Consider the following 17065-nt stretch of genomic DNA (forward strand, 5'->3'; position numbering starts at 1 on the left):
CAGAAAGAATCTTGCTTAAGATTGCCACTTATGGAAAGCATAGACAAGTTCGACCTCTTAATCCTGCAAGAACTGCAGGCCGACGGCCGCCTTACGAATGCCGAGCTTGCGCAGCGCGTGGGGCTCTCGGCCGCGCCTTGCTGGCGCCGGGTGCGTGCGCTGGAAGAAGCCGGCTTCATCAAGGGCTATCACGCCGAAATCGACCGTCACAAGATAGGGCTCGGCGTGCTCGCTTTCGTGCGCGTGGACACCGAACGCGTCACCAACGACGCCACCCGGAAGCTGGAGGACGCGATCCGCAAGCTGCCCGAAGTGGTGGCCTGCCACTACATCAGCGGCACCGGCACCTTCGAACTGCAGGTGGTGGCGCAGGACCTGGACAGCTTTTCGGCCTTCGCGCGCCAGCACCTCATGAACCTGCCCAACGTGAAAGACCTGCACACCAGCTTTTCGCTGGGCGAGGTGAAGGCGAGCAGCGCATTGCCGCTGACCCATCTCGGTGGCCCCACCACGCGCCGCGCGAGCCGCGACGCGTAGCGCGGAGGCGACCCGATGAGTGCCTGCCATCAACGCCGATCGCCGCGGCTCGCGTCGCGGGTTGCGCGGAATTCCGACGCCTGCCCCCACTCGGGCCAGCGCCGGCTGTTGGCCAGCGTCTCGCCCACGCGGTAGAGCAGCGGCAGATCGTGCGCCATGCCGGTGAAGGACCAGTCGGCGCGCCATTCGTCGGCCGGCTGGTGGTAGCGCCCGGCGGTGTAGGCCTTGCTGGCCGCTTCGCCGGCCGCGAGGCCGCCTTCCACCCAGTCGTTGCCGGAGGCGAAGGACAGCGCCGGCACGCCGCGCTTGGCGAAGGAGAAATGGTCGGAGCGGAAGAAATAGCCGGCCTCGGGGTGCGGGTCTGGCGTGTAGGCCAGGCCGAACCCCTTGGCCTGTTCGACCAGAAGGTCCTGCAATTGCGAGGCCGCACTGCCCGAGGTGCTGAAATTGCGCGCCGGGCCTTCGGGGCTGAGCGCGTCCATGTTGATCACGGCCACGGTCTTCGCCAGCGGGTACAGCGGCTTGGCCCCGTAGTACTCGGAGCCCAGCAGGCCGCGCTCCTCGGCCGTCACGGCCAGGAAGACGACGGAGCGCTCGGGCTTTTTGGGCGCACTCGCGAAGGCGCGGCCCATCTCGATCAGCGCCGCCAGGCCGGTGCCGTTGTCGACCGCGCCGTTGTAGATCCTGTCGCCCCTGGCGTCGGGTGCGCCCACGCCCAGGTGGTCCCAGTGGGCGCTGTAGATCACGGTCTCCCCGGGGCGCTTGCTGCCTTCGATGCGGCCCACCACATTATTCGAGACGATCACCTGCCGGTCGATCGCGTACTCGGCCGACAGGCTCGCGTCCTTGAGCACTTGCGGCTGGAACTCGCGCGTCTGCGCGAGCTTCTTCTGCGCCTCGAAGTCCAGGCCCGCGCGGCGCAGCAGATCGACCGCCACGTCGCGCTGGATCCAGCCCTCCAGCTTCGGATGCACGGCTGCCGGCTGGTCGCGCTCGATGTCGAGCATGGTCGCGGTGTTGGAGTTCTTGACCGTGGCCCAGCCGTAGGCGGCCGGCGCGGTCTCGTGCACGATCAGCACGCCCAGCGCGCCGCGGCGCGCGGCCTCTTCGAACTTGTAGGTCCAGCGGCCGTAGTAGGTCATGGCCTTGCCGCCGAAATCGCCAGTGCCGTCCGCACCGGTTTCGAAATCGGGGTCGTTCACCAGCACGACGGCGATCTTGCCCTTCAGGTCGATGCCCTTGTAGTCGTCCCAGCGCCGCTCGGGCGCGCTGACGCCGTAGCCCACGAAGACCAGCGGCGCCTGCTGGATTGCGACCGTGGTCGAGCCGTCGAGCGCGGCGCGCACCGCGATCTGCTCGCCCTGCGCGAGCGCATCGCGCTGCGAACCCACCTGGAGCGTGAACTGCGGCGTGCCGCGGAACTCGGTCTTCACCAGCGGCACCGACTGCGTCCAGCCGCGCCGGCCGCCTTCGAGATCGCCGCCCGGCGCGAGGCCCGCGGCCTTGAACTGGGCCACGAGATAGTCGACCGTCTTCGCCTCCGCCGGCGTGGCCGGCGCGCGGCCTTCGAAGTCATCGGCGGAGATCGTCTTCACGATCTGCGACAGGCGCTGCGGATCGAAGCGCGGCGCCGGATCATCGGCCGCCAGCGCGCCGGCGGCGCTCCATGCGAGGCCGATGCCGCAAAGAAGACGAGGAAGGGCAAGCCGCTGGGTCATGCGAGGCTCCGGAATGGGAATGCCCGGATGCTAGTCAGCAAGCCACGGCTGCCGCTCTATGCCCCCGGTCTCTCCCGGAGAACCTTAGTTAGCTCGCCCACACGGCCAAGCTCGCCAGGAGACGGCCGATAGCGCCGGCCTAAAATCTTTGCCCACCACCTACCGCCTTCTGCGGAAAAAAAGAGGACCCTCGAATGAACCCCATCCGCCGCGCCCTGGCACTCGGCCTTGCCGCCGCCACGCTCGCCTTCGGTGCCCACGCCCAGAACCGTGAACTCACGGTGGCCTCGAGCGCCACCTACGCGCCCTTCGCCTTCGAGAACAAGGACAAGCAGATCGTCGGCTTCGACATCGACATCATCAACGCCATTGCCAAGCAGCAAGGCCTGAAGATCAAGGTCGTCAACACGCCATTCACCGGCATCTTCGGCGCGCTCAACAACGGCGACGTCGACCTGGTGATCTCGGGCGTCACCATCAACGAGAAGCGCAAGCAGAGCTACGACTTCACGCCGCCCTACTTCGCGGCGCGCCAGCTGATCGCGCTGCCCAAGGGCAGCACGGTCGCCTCGCTGAAGGACCTCGCCGGCAAGAAGATTGCCGTGGTGAGCGCCTCCACCGCCGACGACATCGCCTCGCGCGAGTTCGGCAAGACCAACCCCAACATCCGCCGCTTCGAGAGCACGCCGCTCATCATTTCCGAGCTGGCCGGTGGCGGCGTCGATGCCGCCATGGGCGACAACGGCGTGATCGCCTACCGCGTGGCGCAACACCCCGAACTGAAGACCCTCGACGACAAGTCCTTCCCCGAGGAAGGCTTCGGCATCGTCGTGAAGAAGGGCGACAAGGCGCTGCTCGACAAGCTCACGGCCGGCCTCGCCGCGGTTCGCGCTGACGGCAGCTACGCCACCATCTACAAGAAGTGGTTCAACAAGGACCCGAACGCCCGATGAGCGGCGCGTCCGGTTCGAGCGCGAGGGAGCCCTAATGGAACAGCCGATCCTGTTGTTCGGATGGTTCCGCTGGGACATCCTGGTCGAGTACAGCGACCTGTTCTGGCAAGGCGCCTGGATGACGCTGCGCATGACGGTGGTGTGCGTGCTGCTGGGTTCGAGCTGGGGCCTGTGCCTTGCGCTCGCGCGGCTCGCCCAGCCGCGCCATGCGCCGTGGACCTGGATTGCGCGGTTCTTCCTGCGCTGGCCGGCCACGGTGTACGTGAGCTTCTTCCGCGGCACGCCGCTTTTCGTGCAGATCCTGCTGATCCACTTCGCGGTGATGCCGGTGTTCATCCACCCCAGCACGGGCCTGCTGATCGATGGCGACCTGGCGCGCACGCTCAAGCAAGAGCATGGCGCGCTCATTTCGGGCGTGGTGGCGCTCACGCTCAATTCGGCGGCGTACATCTCGGAGGTGTTCCGCGCCGGCATCCAGTCGATCTCGCGCGGACAGTTCGACGCCGGCCGGTCGATCGGCTTCACGCCCATGCAGGTCATGCGCTATGTGGTCCTGCCGCAGGCCTTCCGCCGCATGCTGCCGCCGCTGGGCAACAACGCCATCGCGCTGCTGAAGGACACCTCGCTGGTCTCGGCCATCGGGCTGGCCGAGCTGGCCTACGCCGCGCGCACCGTGGCGGGCGCCTATGCGCGCTATTGGGAGCCGTACCTCGCGATTTCGGTGGTGTACTGGGTGATGACGCTCGTGCTCACCACGATGCTGCGGCGGCTCGAACACCGCCTGGCGCGCAGCGACAGGGGATAGGCACAATCGGGCCACATGCCACCGATTTCCCCCGAAGAGACACCCATTCCCCCGGCCCGGCCGCAGCCGCCGAAGTTCGCGGCGCTGGAGCCGCTCAAGCTGCCCGTGTTCCGCATGCTGTGGAGCACCTGGCTCATCGCCAACATCTGCATGTGGATGAGCGACGTGGCGGCGGCGTGGATGATGACCTCGCTGACCACCTCGCCCATCTGGGTGGCGCTGGTGCAGTCGGCCTCCACCTTGCCGGTGTTCCTGCTGGGCCTGCCCAGCGGGGCGCTGGCCGACATCCTGGACCGCCGGCGCTGGCTGGTGGCTACGCAGTTCTGGCTGGCGGGCACGGCCATCGTGCTGTGCGCGGCCATTGCGCTGGACATGATGACCGCGCCGCTGCTGCTGGCGCTCACTTTCGCCAACGGCATCGGACTGGCGCTGCGCTGGCCGGTGTTCTCGGCCATCGTGCCCGAACTGGTGCCCCGGGCCCAGCTGCCGGCGGCGCTGGGCCTCAACGGCATTGCGATGAACGCCTCGCGCATCATCGGCCCGCTCACGGCCGGCATGCTCATTGCCAGCGCGGGCAGCGTCTGGGTGTTTGCGCTCAACGCGGTGCTGTCGGTGGCCTCGGGTTTCGTGGTGCTGCGCTGGCGGCGCGAGCACACGCCCAATCCGCTGGGCCGCGAGAAGCTCATCAGCGCGATGCGCGTGGGCGTGCAGTTCGTCTGGCAGTCGCAGCGCATGCGCGCCGTGCTCTCTCGCATCACGATCTTCTTCTTTCACTCCACCGCGTTGCTCGCGCTGCTGCCGCTCCTGGCGCGCAACCTCGAGGGCGGCGGCGCCGGCACCTTCACGCTGCTGCTGGCCGCCATGGGCTCGGGCGCGATCATCGCGGTGCTGTTTCTGCCGCGGCTGCGCCAGGCGCTGGGGCGCGACCAGCTGGTGCTGCGCGGCACGGTGCTGCAGTCGCTCGCCACCGCGGTGATGGCCGTTGCGCCCAACGCATGGGTGGCGGTGCCCGCGATGTTCTTCGGCGGCATGGCCTGGATCACGGTGGCCAATTCGCTCTCGGTGTCGGCGCAGCTCGCGCTGCCCGACTGGGTGCGGGCGCGCGGCATGTCGACCTACCAGATGGCGATCATGGGCGCGAGCGCGATCGGCGCGGCGCTCTGGGGCCAGGTGGCCACGGTCACGGCGCTGCACCTGAGCCTTGCCATCGCCTCCGTCAGCGGCACGCTGCTGATGCTGGTGGCGCTGCGCTGGGTGACCGACGGCGCCGGGGAAGACGACACCCGCCCCGCCGAAGCCGGCTGGGCCGCCGGCCCGCCGGCCGAAGCACCGCAGGAAGACGGCCGCGTGGTGATCACGGTCGAATACCTCATCGAGCCGGCGCGCGCGGCGGCCTTCCACCTCGTGATGCAGCAGACGCGCCGCGCGCGCCTGAGCCAGGGCGCCATCGGCTGGGAGCTGCTGCACGACATCGCGCAGCCGAGCCGCTACGTGGAGCAGATCGTCGACGACTCGTGGACCGACCACCTGCGGCGCTTCAACCGCGCCACCGCCAGCGACATGGCGCTGCGGGAGCGCCGGCTCGCATTCCACATCGGCGAAGCACAGCCGGTTGTCACGCGCTACATCGTGCGGCGCTGAGCGGCCCGCCACGCCTTCAGTGGAAGAACTGCAGCCGCGTCAGGAAGGTATGGCCGGCCTCCGCCGCCATCAGCCAGACCAGGACCAGCAGGCACAAGGGCGGCAGCAGAACGGCATAGACCAGCGACAACCGCTCCCAGGCCATGTGCATGAAGACCGCGACGATCAGCCCCGCCTTCAGCAGCATGAAGGTGATGATCAGGGTCCAGCGCAGATAACCCTCGACATGGAAATAGTCGACCATGTACGACATCGCGCTGAGCACGAACAGCAGCCCCCAGATCTTCAGATAGAGGCTGATCGGATGTTGTTGGCCTGTGCCGGGGTTCATGATCGTCCTCACCAGAGATAGAACAGCGCAAAGATGAACACCCACACCAGGTCCACGAAGTGCCAGTACAAGCCGGCAATCTCGACGATCTGGTAGTTGCCGGCCTTGTCATAGTCGCCGCGCATCAGCTTGAAGGCCACGACGAACAGGAACACCACGCCGGCCGACACGTGCAGCCCATGAAAGCCCGTGATCATGAAGAAGGCCGAGCCGAACTGCGCCGCCCCCATCGGGTTGCCCCAGGGCCGCACGCCCTCTTCGAGAATCAGCTTGGACCACTCGAAGGCCTGCATGCCGACGAAGAATTCGCCGAAGGTCGCGGTCACCAGCATCAGCGTGGCGGCGTTCACGCGGTCGCCGCGGTAGGCGAAGTTGACGGCCATGGCCATCGTCCCGCTGCTGGTGATGAGCACGAAGGTCATGATCGCAATCAGCAGCAACGGGATGTCGGCGCCCCCCACATGGAGCGCGAACACCTCGCTCGGGTTGGGCCACGGCACGGTGGTCGAGACGCGCACCATCATGTAGCCGGTCAGGAAGCAGCTGAAGACGAAGGTGTCGCTGAGCAGGAAGATCCACATCATCGCCTTGCCCCACGAAACGTGGAACGCCTGGCGATCGGAAGACCAGTCGGCAATCAACCCGCGCCAGCCGCTTGCGGCGATGGTCGGATTCAACGGCGTTGCTGCGATCGTTGCGGTGTTGTTCATGAGACGTCTCCTCAGGATGTGCCGCAGATGAAGCGCGCCACCTCTGGCGTCACCCAGCCCAGCAGCGCGAACAGCACCAGCCACACCGCCAGCATGAAATGCCAGTAGCGCGCGCACAGCGCGATGCGCCATGCGGCCCTGGCCGGATCGGGCCACGCGGCGCGCGCCGTCCATGCCAAGCCGACCAGCCCACCCGCCAGGTGGAGGCCGTGCATGGCGGTCAACAGGTAGAAGAAGCTGCCCGCCGGATTACCGGCCGGCATCACCTGCGCGCTCAGCAGCGCCTGCCAGGCCCACAGCTGCACGCCCAGGAAGCCCACTGCGCAGAGACCGCCGGCCAGCAGCAGGCGACGGGCCCGCACCGGGTCGGCGCTGCGCGATGCGCCGCCGGCCCATTGCAGCGCCACGCTGCCCGCCACGAGCAGCGCCGAGCTGAGCCAGAGCTGCCAAGGCAGCGCGATGGTGATCGCATCGCCGCCGCTCATGCGCATCAGGTAGGCCACGATGAAGAGGGAAAACAACGCGGTGACCACGCCCATGAAGACCCACAGGCCGATGCCGGCCGCGCTCGCGTGCGCATCGCGAGGCTGGCCGCCGAGGCCCAATACAGTGGCCGCATTCATGCCGGCGCTCCCCGGACCTCGCTCTGGCCCTCCGGCTCGGACTCCCCGGGCCCCGCTTCCGGCGGCGCGTTCTGCGGAATGAAGTCTTCCGCCGCACCCGGCTCGCCATAGGCATAGGCCCACCTGTAGACCACCGGCAGCCGCGGCCCCCAGTTGCCGTGTCCCGGCGGCGTGGCGGGCGTCTGCCATTCGAGCGAGGCGGCACGCCACGGATTGGCGTCGGCCGGCCGGCCGCGCCAGGCGCTCCAGGCAAGATTGAAGATGAACAGCAGCTGCCCCACGCCGACGATCAGCGCAACCACGGTGATGAACTCGTTCATGGTGAACGCCGAGGGCGGAATGAACTTGTAGCCGTCGAAGTTGTAGTAGCGCCGCGGCATGCCCAGCACACCGAGGTAGTGCATCGGGAAATAGATCGCGTAGGTGCCAAGGAAGGTGATCCAGAAATGCAACTGGCCGAGCCGGTCGTCGAGCATGCGGCCGGTGACCTTGGGGAACCAGTTGTAGATGCCGCCGAACACCACCAGCAGCGGCGCCACGCCCATCACCATGTGGAAGTGCGCCACCACGAAATAGGTGCCCGAGAGCGGGATGTCGACGCTCACGTTGCCGAGGAAGAGACCGGTCAGCCCGCCGATGAGGAACGTGCACAGGAAGGCCAGCGCGAACAGCATCGGCACCGTCAGGTGGATATCGCCGCGCCACAGCGTCAGGAGCCAGTTGTAGACCTTGATCGCGGTGGGCACCGCGATGATCAGCGTGGTGGTCGCGAAGAAGAAGCCGAAGTAGGGGTTCATGCCGCTCACGAACATGTGGTGCGCCCAGACCACTACGCTGAGTCCGCCGATGGCCACGATGGCCCACACCATCATGCGGTAGCCGAAGATGCATTTGCGCGCGTGCACGCTGATCAGGTCGGACACGATGCCGAAGGCCGGCAGCGCCACGATGTAGACCTCGGGATGGCCGAAGAACCAGAACAGGTGCTGGAATAGCAGCGGGCTGCCGCCCTTGTAGCCCGTCACCTGGCCCATCGACACCAGCGCCGGCATGAAGAAGCTGGTGCCCAGCGTCCGGTCGAGCAGCAGCATCACGCCGCTGACGAACAGCGCAGGGAAGCCGAACAGCGCCAGGATGGTGGCAACGAAGATGCCCCACACCGTGAGCGGCATGCGCAGCAGCGTCATGCCTTCGCAGCGCGCCTGCAGCACGGTGGTCACGTAGTTGAGGCCGCCCATCGTGGTCGCCACGATGAAGATGAGCAGCGACACCAGCATCAGCACGATGCCGCCCGCATGGCCCGGCGTGCCGGGCAGGATCGACTGCGGTGGATACAGCGTCCAGCCCGCGCCTGTAGGCCCCCCCGCGACGAAGAAGCTCGCCATCAGGACCACCACCGACAGCAGGTAGACCCAGAAACTCAGCATGTTGAGGTAGGGAAAGACCATGTCCCGCGCGCCCACCATCAGCGGGATCAGGTAGTTGCCGAAGCCGCCGAGGAACAGCGCCGTGAGCAGGTAGATCACCATGATCATCCCGTGCATGGTCACGAACTGGTAGTAGCGCTCGGCGTTGATGAACTCGAACTGGCCGGGAAAGCCGAGCTGCAGCCGCATCAGGTTGGACAGCACCACGCCCACCACGCCCACCGCGATGGCGGTGCAGGCGTACTGGATGGCAATCACCTTGTGGTCCTGGCTCCAGACGTAGCGGGTCAGGAAACTCTGCGGCGCGGGGTGCCCGGCGTCGTCATCGGCATGAGGCACGGCGTGCCCTGTGGGCGAGGAAGGGTTCATCGCGGCGCCTTCTGTTCGGCGGTAGCCTGCGCCGGCGGGCTGCCCAGACTCTGGATATAGGCCACCAGCGCGGCCAGCTCTTCTTCGGTCAACTCGACTTTGGGCATGACCGGCGGGAAGCCCTTCACATGGCGGGCCTGCGGATCGCGGATGAAGCCGCGCAAAAAGGCTTCGTCGACCAGCGCGGTGGAGCCGTCCGCCATGTTTTCGGTCTTGCCGTACAGGCCCTTCCAGGTCGGTCCCACGCGCGGGCTGCCGTCGATCGTGTGGCAGGCCACGCAGCCCTTGCTGTCCGCCAGCGCGCGCCCCTGCTGCACGCGTGCGTCGCCGCCGGCCGCCACGGCACCGGCCGGGGCCTCGGATGCCTTCACCTGCGACTTGGCGAAGGTCGGCAGCGCCGCGTGCCAGGCCCGGTAGTCCACCGGGTCTTCCACCACCACGTAGCCGCGCATGTTCGGATGACCCACGCCGCACAGCTGCGCGCAAAGCGCTTCGTAGCGGCCCGCGACGGTCGGCGTGAACCAGAAACGGCTGACCTGCCCCGGCACCGTGTTCATCCGGGCGCGGAAGTTCGGCACGAAGAAGTCGTGCAGCACATCGTTCGAACGCATCAGCACCAGCACCGGCTTGCCGAGCGGCAGATGCACCTCGTCGCCGGCGATCAGCAGATCGTCCTGCCCGGCCGGGTCGACCGGGTCGATCGCGAACGGATTGGTGGCGCTGAAGAAGCGCGCATCGGTCGCGCCGAGCTTGCCGTCTGCGCCCGGAAAGCGGAAGCGCCATTGCCATTGCTGGGCCAGCACTTCCAGCACGAGGGCATCGTGCGGCTCCCTGACATAGTTGGCATACACCACGAGGCCGGGCGCCAGCAGCGCCATGATGCCGACGGTGGTGCCGCCGATCAGCCAGCGCTCGAGCTTCTTGTTTTCAGGCTCATGCGCCGCACGGTGGCCCTCGCGATGGCGAAAGCGCACCAGCATGTAGGCGACGAACACATTGATGACGATGAAGAAGATGCCCGTGATCACCAGCGTGATGGTCAGGGTGTCGTCCATCCACCGCCAGTTCGAAGCGAGGGGCGTCGTCCACCATGGATTGAAGAAGTGAAACAGCACCGAGCCGAGCACGATGAGCAGCAGGGCGACGGCCATGATCATGTGCGTTCCCTCGGCTCGCCATGGGTTCGGTGCTCATGCGCGCGTCAGAGAAACGCCGGGACCTGCGGCTCTTCGCCCTCGAACCGGGCTTCGGGATGCGCGGACTGCAGCATCGCCTCGATGTCCCGCACGCGCGAGCGCGGCAAGTCCACCATCAGCAGGATCTGCCCCTGCGCGATGGCGCCCTCGAAGCGTTGCAGCCTGGGACTCGGGATGGAAATGCCGATCATGCTGGCCGACCAGGCGCCGATCACGCCGCCCAGAATGGCCACCGGCACAGCCACTTCCCATTGGGGGGCGTCGCCGACGATCGGGAACAGCAGCGCGGCCGCAAGGCCGACGACGATGCCGCAGGCACTGCCGACCGCCCATCCGGTCTTGGCCGCGTGGACGAGGTCGGAGGTTTGCCACACATTGGCCGCATGGAGCCCGTTCATGTCCATGCCTTCCGGTCCGGCGAAATGAACGTGCGCAACGTCGACGCGCGCCCGCACCAGATCGTCCATCGCCCGCCTGGCGCTCGCCAGGTCCGGCATCAGCCAGTAGATGCGTCTCTTCATAGCATCCCCCTTTCCGTCTTGCGACGAGTCAAGGAACCATGAACGACTTATATGCCCAAGGAGAGCCGTCATCAAGTAGGTGCCGCATTGCACGCGGCAGCGACATGGGGTAACTGCCCATCTGCTTTTTTTGACCGATTGGATAATTTAGATCATCATCCCGCCCTGATTGCCCGCCACCACGAGGTACGCCACGATGAACCCGGTCCCCCTGCGCAGCCGCTTCTGGTCCGACCTGACCAGCGAAGAGTTCTCCCGCCTCGACCGTGAGCGGCTCATCGCCGTGCTGCCGGTGGGCGCCACCGAACAGCACGGGCCCCATCTGCCGATGTCGACCGACACCGCCACCATCGACGGCATGGTGCGCGCCACCCTCCCGCACCTGCCCGACGACTTGCCGGTGCTCTTCTTGCCCACCGTGGCCTACGGCAAGAGCAACGAACACTCGCGCTACCCGGGCACGCTCACCGTCTCTGCCACCACGCTGATCTCGCTGTGGAAGGACATCGGCGCCTGCGTCGCAAAGGCCGGGGTGCGCAAGCTGGTGCTCTACAACAGCCACGGCGGCCAGATGAGCGTGATGGACATCGTCGCGCGAGACCTGCGCGAGGAGCACGACATGATGGTGGTCGCCGCCAACTGGTACACGCTGGGCCTGCCCGAAGGCCTGTTCACCGCGCACGAAGGCAGGCACGGCATCCACGCCGGCGACCTCGAAAGCTCGGTGATGCTGCACCTCACGCCCGACTACGTTCGCCGCGACCAGTTCCAGAACTTCAGCTCGATGACCGAGCAGCTGGCCGCCGAGAACAAGTTCCTCTCCATCGCGCCCAGCGGCAAGCTCGGCTGGCAGATGCACGACATCAACCCTTCGGGCGCAGCCGGGGACGCCACGCGCGCCACCGCCGAGAAGGGCGCCGCGGTGCTCGACCACGTGGGCCGCCGCTTCGTGGAACTGCTGCAAGAGGTCGACCGCTTCCCGCTCTCGCGCCTCGCCAACGAGCCCGCCTGGAAATGACGTCCACCCCCACGCCCCCGCTGGTCAGTCTGCGCCACGTCAGCAAGCGCTTTGCCAACGGCACGCTCGCATTGCAGGGCATGACGCTCGACATCGGCGAGCACGACTTCATCAGCTTTCTCGGCCCCTCGGGCTGCGGCAAGAGCACTGCGCTTCGGTTGATTGCCGGGCTCACCCGGCTCAGCTCGGGCGACATGCACTGGTCCGGCGCCAACACCGGAAAGACGCGAAGCGACCGCGACCTGGGCTTCGTGTTCCAGGAGCCCACGCTCATGCCGTGGGCCAAGGTGTTCGACAACGTGTGGCTGCCGCTCAAGCTGGCCGGCATGAGCCGCGATGCGGCCGCGCCCGTCGTTCAGCAGGTGCTGGAGATGGTCGGCCTTTCGCGCTTCGCCGACGTGTACCCGCGCGAGCTCTCGGGCGGCATGAAGATGCGCGTGTCGATTGCGCGCGCGCTGGTCACGCACCCGCGCCTGTTGCTGATGGACGAGCCCTTTGCCGCGCTCGACGAAATGACGCGCATAAAGCTCAACAACGACCTGCTCGCCATCTGGCGCGAGCACCGCTTCTCGGTGGTGTTCGTCACGCACAGTGTTTATGAGTCGGTGTATCTCTCGAACCGCATCGTGGTGATGGCGGCGCGCCCGGGCCGTGTGATCGACGAGATCCGCATCGACGAGCCGTACCCGCGCGGCGAAGAATTCCGTACCTCGAGCCGCTACAACGCACACTGCACGGCGGTGTCGCAATCCCTGCACGGAGCGCTGCATGACATCGATCACTGAGCCCGCCGTGCCGGCCGCGGTTCCGATGGATGCGGCGGATGTCGCGCCCTCGGAGGCGATGCTGCGCGCGCATGAAGACAGGCTGCGCCGGCGCGAGTCGATGCTGCGTATCGTGGTGCCGGCGGGCATCGTCCTTGCGCTGCTGCTGGCATGGGAATGGATGGTTCGCGCCAACAACATTCCGCACTACATCTTGCCCGCACCCTCGCTCATCCTGCGCACGCTGTTCGACAACTGGGCCTCGCTCTCCAGCGCGCTGTGGTTCACGGTAAAGCTCACGCTGCTCGCGCTCGGCGCCGCCATCGTCGGCGGCGTGCTGCTGGCGATTGCGTTCGCGCTCTTCAAGTGGGTGGAGATCGGGCTGTTCCCGATTGCGGTGATCCTGCAGGTGACACCGATCATCGCGATTGCGCCGCTGATATTGATCTACGTGTCGAGCACCACCGCGGCGTTGCTGTTGTGCGCATGGATCGTGGCCTTCTTTCCCATCCTGTCGAACACCGTCGTCGGACTGAAAAGCGCCGACAGCAACCTGCGCGACCTGTTCCAGCTCTACAAGGCCTCGCCGTGGCAGACCTTCCGCTACCTGCTCGCGCCGAGTGCGCTGCCGTACTTCATGGCGGGGCTGAAGATCGCGGGCGGGCTGAGCCTGATCGGCGCGGTGGTGGCGGAATTCACGGCCGGCACCGCGGGCAAGGAAACGGGGCTGGCCTCGCGCATTCTCGAATCGAGCTTTCGCACCGAGATTCCGATGATGTTCGCGGCGCTGCTGCTGGTGTCTCTGCTCGGTATCGTGATCTTCATCGTGTTCGCTGCGTTGTCGCGATTGGTTCTAGGTCATTGGCACGAAAGCGAGATGCGCCGTGAACGCTAGGGCGATGCACACCGCCACCGATTGGGACGCCGTGCGCGAAGACCTGTGCGGCCTCAACCTCGTCACCGCGCCGAGCCAGCGCAAGCAGCTCTCCAAAGACTTCTACTGGTACAGCCCGATCCTCACCGCACAGCTCGCGGGCTGCGTGGCCGACCTGGTGGTCAAGGTGAGCACCGAGGACGACGTGCGGCAGGTGGCGGCGGTGGCCGCGAAGTGGAAGCTGCCGCTCACAGTGCGCGCGGGCGGCACCGGCAACTACGGCCAGTGCGTGCCGCTAGCAGGCGGCATCGTGCTCGACGTGACGCAGATGTGCCGCGTGCTCGACATCCAGCCAGGCCGCATGCGCGTGGAGGCCGGTGCGCGCATGCACGACATCGACCTTGCCGCGCGCGAAACCGGGCAGGCGCTGCGCATGTGGCCCTCGACCTGGCATGTGGCGTCCATCGGCGGCTTTATCGCGGGCGGCTTCGGCGGCATCGGCTCGTTCCGCCACGGCATCCTGCGCGACCCCGGCAACCTGCTGCGCGCGCGCGTGATGACGGTGGAGCGCGAGCCGCGCATCATCGAACTGCACGGCGACGAGATCCAGCAGGTGCACCATGCCTACGGCACCAACGGCGTGATCCTCGATGTGGAAGTGGCGCTGAGCCCCGCCGTCGATTGGGTGCACTGCACGGTGCTGTTCGAGACGTACCGCGGCGCGCTGGACTTCGGCATTGCGGCGCAAACGCCAACACTCGACATTTTTCTGCTCTCGACGGTCGAGGCGCGCTTCTCGCCCTACTACACGGCGATGCGCGACCGCTTTCCGCCGAACCGGCATGCGGTGTTCAGCATGGTCTCGCCCGAATCGATGGCCGACTTCCGCGCGCTCGCCGGTGCACACGGCGGCACCATCTCCGTCGCCGGCACCGAGGCCGAATTGCTCGCCGAGGGCCTGCCGCCCGCTTACGAATGCGCGTTCAACCACACGACCCTGCAGGCGCTGAAGGCCGACCGCGGCTGGACTTATCTGCAAGTTGCTTACGCCCAGCCGTTCGACCCGGCGGTTGTCGAGCGCCACCTGCAAATCTTCGGCGACGACGTGCTGCAGCACCAGGACTTTGCGCGAGCCGGCGGCCAATGCGGCACCTTCGGCATCCTGCTCGTGCGCTGGAAGGGTGAGGCCCACCAGTACGAAGTCATCCGCGAGATCGAGTCGCAGGGCGGTTGCCAGATCTTCAATCCGCACGTCTTCACCATCGAGGATGGCGGAATGAAGACCATCGACACGCAGCAGATCGAGTTCAAGAAGCGCAGCGATCCGATGGGTTTGATGAACCCTGGAAAGACGCGCGGGTGGACAGCCGACATGGCTGTTGAGCGCTGAGATGAAACGCTGCTTTGCCACCCGTCGCGCTCTTCGGTTTTCTAGGCGCCGCTGTTCGGGGCGCGCTCCCGCCGACGGGGTACCTTGCTCCGCGAATGTCCCCCGGCCTGCGGCCTCCTCCTTTATTTCGCTGCGCAAGGCACCCCATCGACGTGAGCGTTGCACAGAGCGGTGGTTGATCGGGCGGGACAAGCGCAGCGCCCAGTGTGCACAGGGCATCGGGTGCTCCCCGCAGCGAAATAAAGGAGGAGCCGAAGGCGGGGGACATTCGCGGAGGGGAGCACCCGGTGGCCTGTGCACACGCCCTGAAAAACAGCGCCCGAAACAACGACGCCCGAAACAACAGCTCCCCAAAAGTTCGTTCCATCACATGCCCGCTGACATGAAAATCCCCCGCAGCATTCAACCCAGGAGTCCACTGCCATGCGCGTTCCCGCTCTGACCATCCGTCCGCTTGCTCTCGGCCTTGCCCTCGCAGCCGCCGCCTTCGCCGCACAGGCGCAGGAAAAAGTAGTGTTCGCCACCAACTGGAAGGCGCAGGCTGGCCACGGCGGGTTCTACCAGGCGCTGGTGGATGGCACCTACAAGAAGTACGGCCTGGACGTCGACATTCAGCAGGGCGGCCCGATGGTCAACAACCGGCCCATGCTGCCGGCCGGCAAGGTCGACTTTCTGATGACCGGCAACCTGCTGCAGTCTTTCGACAATGTGAAGAACGGCGTGCCCACGGTGGTGGTCGCGGCCTTCTTCCAGAAAGACCCGCAGGCCATGTTCGCCCACCCGGGCCAGGGCTTCGACACCTTCAAGGACATGGCCAAGGCGCCTGTCGCCTTCATCGGCAAGGACGGCCAGTTCAGCTTCTGGCAGTGGATGAAGTCGGAGCACGGCTTCAAGGATTCGCAGCTCAAGCCCTACACCTTCAACGTCGGCCCGTTCCTGGCCGACAAGAAGTCGATCCAGCAGGGCTACGCCATCTCCGAGCCGCTGTCGATCAAGGCGCAGGCCGGCTTCGACCCGGTGGTGCAATTGCTGGCCGACAGCGGCTTCTCGACTTATTCGACCACCATCGAGACGCGCGCCGACCTCGTCAAGACCAAGCCCGAAACCGTGCGCAAGTTCGTCGAGGCCTCGATCATCGGCTGGAACAACTACCTCTACGGCGACAACAAGGCGGCCAACGAGATGATCGCCAAGATCAACCCCGATTCGCCGGTTGCCGCATCGCAAGGCTCCATCGAGCTGATGAAGAAGATGGGCATCGTCGACAGCGGCGAATCGCTCACCAAGGGCATCGGCGCGATGGACGAAGCCCGCGTGAAGGACTTCTACGACAAGATGGTGAAGGCCGGCCTGTACAAGCCCGGCGAGATCGATCTCTCGAAGGTCGTCACCACGCAGTTCGTCAACAAGGGCGTCGGTGTCGACGTCCGCAAGAAGCTCGCTGGAAAGTAACAGCTTCGCAGTTTTCCCGCGGGCCGCGCGGGGCTTGCGCCGGGGTCAGATGCCGGCGCCTGGGTTGCCATAAGGCACTGCGCGGCCCTTCTCCTCTTGGGCTCTGACCCCGTCTCGCCGACAGGCGAACCGGCCCTCTTTCATGAAAACGCTCGTCGTCCACTGCCATCCGAACCCTGACAGCTTCAACCACGCGCTCTACCGCACCGCTCTCGAAGCGCTCGAACCGCGGCATCCCGTCAAGGCCATCGACCTGTATGCCGAGGGCTTCGACCCCACGCTCACCCGCGAAGAGCGCATCGCCTACCTCGAAAACCCCGAACTCATTCGCGAACGCGTGAAGCCCCATGTCGAAGCCCTGCTGTGGGCAGAGCACCTGGTGTTCGTCTACCCCACCTGGTTCCACGGACCGCCGTCGATGCTCAAGGGCTGGCTCGAGCGGGTGTGGCTGCCGGGCGTTGCGTTTCTGCCCGCGGAGCGCAAGGGGCAGATCGCGAAGTCCGGCATGCGGCACATCCGGCGACTCACCGTGGTGACCACGGGCGGCTCGCCCCGCTGGTTCGTGATGATGATCGGCGACCCGGGCCGCCGGCTTTTCACGCGCGCATTGCGGGCGCTGTTCGCGTGGCGCTGCAAGGTGACGTGGCTGCAACTGCACGACATGAACGCCGTCACCGAACGCGACCGCACGCATTTCATCGAGCGCGTTTCGCGCAAGCTGCAGAGCATCTAGCCA

General features: G+C 66.4%; 17 protein-coding genes. 10 read left to right on the top strand and 7 right to left on the bottom strand.

Annotated elements, in window-relative coordinates:
• Nucleotides 1-30: 30 nt before the first annotated feature.
• On the top strand, nt 31-537 hold the full coding sequence (locus tag ABIC94_RS01070; protein WP_354370709.1) for an Lrp/AsnC family transcriptional regulator: 507 nt from the start codon (nt 31-33) through the stop codon (nt 535-537).
• Nucleotides 538-566: 29 nt separating this feature from the next.
• On the opposite strand, the gene ABIC94_RS01075 is transcribed toward ABIC94_RS01070, so the two are convergent.
• The gene (locus ABIC94_RS01075) at nt 567-2255 is read right to left on the bottom strand and encodes a M28 family metallopeptidase (RefSeq protein WP_354370711.1); all 1689 of its coding nucleotides are present in this window, start codon (nt 2253-2255) and stop codon (nt 567-569) included.
• A gap of 194 nt (nt 2256-2449) precedes the next feature.
• Between ABIC94_RS01075 and ABIC94_RS01080 the strand changes: the two genes are divergently transcribed.
• Genes ABIC94_RS01080 through ABIC94_RS01090 form a run of 3 tightly spaced genes read left to right on the top strand, consistent with a single transcriptional unit; the run spans nt 2450 to nt 5654 of the window.
• On the top strand, nt 2450-3208 hold the full coding sequence (locus ABIC94_RS01080) for a basic amino acid ABC transporter substrate-binding protein (protein ID WP_354370712.1): 759 nt from the start codon (nt 2450-2452) through the stop codon (nt 3206-3208).
• A 34-nt stretch (nt 3209-3242) separates the two neighbouring features.
• Complete coding sequence (locus tag ABIC94_RS01085; protein WP_126748586.1) at nt 3243-4013, top strand: amino acid ABC transporter permease; 771 nt, start codon at nt 3243-3245, stop codon at nt 4011-4013.
• A 15-nt stretch (nt 4014-4028) separates the two neighbouring features.
• Nucleotides 4029-5654 (top strand): MFS transporter, encoded by a 1626-nt coding sequence (locus tag ABIC94_RS01090; protein WP_354370714.1) that lies wholly within the window; start codon nt 4029-4031, stop codon nt 5652-5654.
• A gap of 16 nt (nt 5655-5670) precedes the next feature.
• Here the strand turns inward: ABIC94_RS01090 and ABIC94_RS01095 are convergent, their stop codons facing one another.
• The 6 genes from ABIC94_RS01095 to ABIC94_RS01120 are packed head-to-tail and all read right to left on the bottom strand — an operon-like array spanning nt 5671 to nt 10831.
• Entirely contained in the window at nt 5671-5985 is a 315-nt protein-coding gene (locus tag ABIC94_RS01095) for a cytochrome C oxidase subunit IV family protein (protein ID WP_354370715.1), read from the bottom strand.
• An 8-nt stretch (nt 5986-5993) separates the two neighbouring features.
• The gene (locus ABIC94_RS01100; protein ID WP_354370717.1) at nt 5994-6695 is read right to left on the bottom strand and encodes a heme-copper oxidase subunit III family protein; all 702 of its coding nucleotides are present in this window, start codon (nt 6693-6695) and stop codon (nt 5994-5996) included.
• Nucleotides 6696-6706: 11 nt separating this feature from the next.
• Nucleotides 6707-7318: a cytochrome c oxidase subunit 3 gene (locus tag ABIC94_RS01105; RefSeq protein WP_354370718.1), complete on the bottom strand. Its 612-nt coding sequence runs from the start codon at nt 7316-7318 to the stop codon at nt 6707-6709.
• A complete protein-coding gene (locus tag ABIC94_RS01110) occupies nt 7315-9114 on the bottom strand; it encodes a cytochrome c oxidase subunit I (protein WP_436317907.1) in 1800 nt (599 codons plus the stop codon). The genes ABIC94_RS01105 and ABIC94_RS01110 overlap by 4 nt, the downstream gene beginning before the upstream one ends.
• Nucleotides 9111-10271 carry a cytochrome c oxidase subunit II gene (locus ABIC94_RS01115; RefSeq protein WP_354370719.1) on the bottom strand — a complete coding sequence of 387 codons (1161 nt, stop codon included), beginning with the start codon at nt 10269-10271 and terminating at the stop codon, nt 9111-9113. Before ABIC94_RS01115 ends, ABIC94_RS01110 begins: the two co-directional genes overlap by 4 nt.
• A 44-nt stretch (nt 10272-10315) precedes the next feature.
• Entirely contained in the window at nt 10316-10831 is a 516-nt protein-coding gene (locus ABIC94_RS01120) for a DUF1269 domain-containing protein (RefSeq protein WP_354370720.1), read from the bottom strand.
• Between the two features lie 196 nt (nt 10832-11027).
• On the opposite strand from ABIC94_RS01120, the gene ABIC94_RS01125 reads away from it, so the two are divergent.
• The 6 genes from ABIC94_RS01125 to ABIC94_RS01150 all read left to right on the top strand — a co-directional run bounded on the left by ABIC94_RS01125 (nt 11028) and on the right by ABIC94_RS01150 (nt 17062).
• Nucleotides 11028-11849 carry a creatininase family protein gene (locus ABIC94_RS01125; protein ID WP_354370721.1) on the top strand — a complete coding sequence of 274 codons (822 nt, stop codon included), beginning with the start codon at nt 11028-11030 and terminating at the stop codon, nt 11847-11849.
• Nucleotides 11846-12634, top strand: coding sequence for an ABC transporter ATP-binding protein (locus ABIC94_RS01130; protein ID WP_436317908.1), 789 nt, complete (start codon nt 11846-11848; stop codon nt 12632-12634). The genes ABIC94_RS01125 and ABIC94_RS01130 overlap by 4 nt, the downstream gene beginning before the upstream one ends.
• Entirely contained in the window at nt 12618-13508 is an 891-nt protein-coding gene (locus ABIC94_RS01135; protein ID WP_354370722.1) for an ABC transporter permease, read from the top strand. The genes ABIC94_RS01130 and ABIC94_RS01135 overlap by 17 nt, the downstream gene beginning before the upstream one ends.
• 4 nt (nt 13509-13512) lie before the next feature.
• Nucleotides 13513-14877 (top strand): FAD-binding oxidoreductase, encoded by a 1365-nt coding sequence (locus ABIC94_RS01140; protein WP_354370723.1) that lies wholly within the window; start codon nt 13513-13515, stop codon nt 14875-14877.
• 423 nt (nt 14878-15300) lie between these two features.
• Nucleotides 15301-16329, top strand: coding sequence for an ABC transporter substrate-binding protein (locus ABIC94_RS01145; RefSeq protein ID WP_354370724.1), 1029 nt, complete (start codon nt 15301-15303; stop codon nt 16327-16329).
• A gap of 142 nt (nt 16330-16471) precedes the next feature.
• Nucleotides 16472-17062 (top strand): NAD(P)H-dependent oxidoreductase, encoded by a 591-nt coding sequence (locus ABIC94_RS01150; protein ID WP_354370725.1) that lies wholly within the window; start codon nt 16472-16474, stop codon nt 17060-17062.
• Nucleotides 17063-17065: the final 3 nt, after the last annotated feature.

It is taken from the genome of Variovorax paradoxus (genome assembly GCF_040544635.1).
GTDB classification, from domain to species: Bacteria; Pseudomonadota; Gammaproteobacteria; order Burkholderiales; family Burkholderiaceae_C; genus Variovorax; species Variovorax paradoxus_R.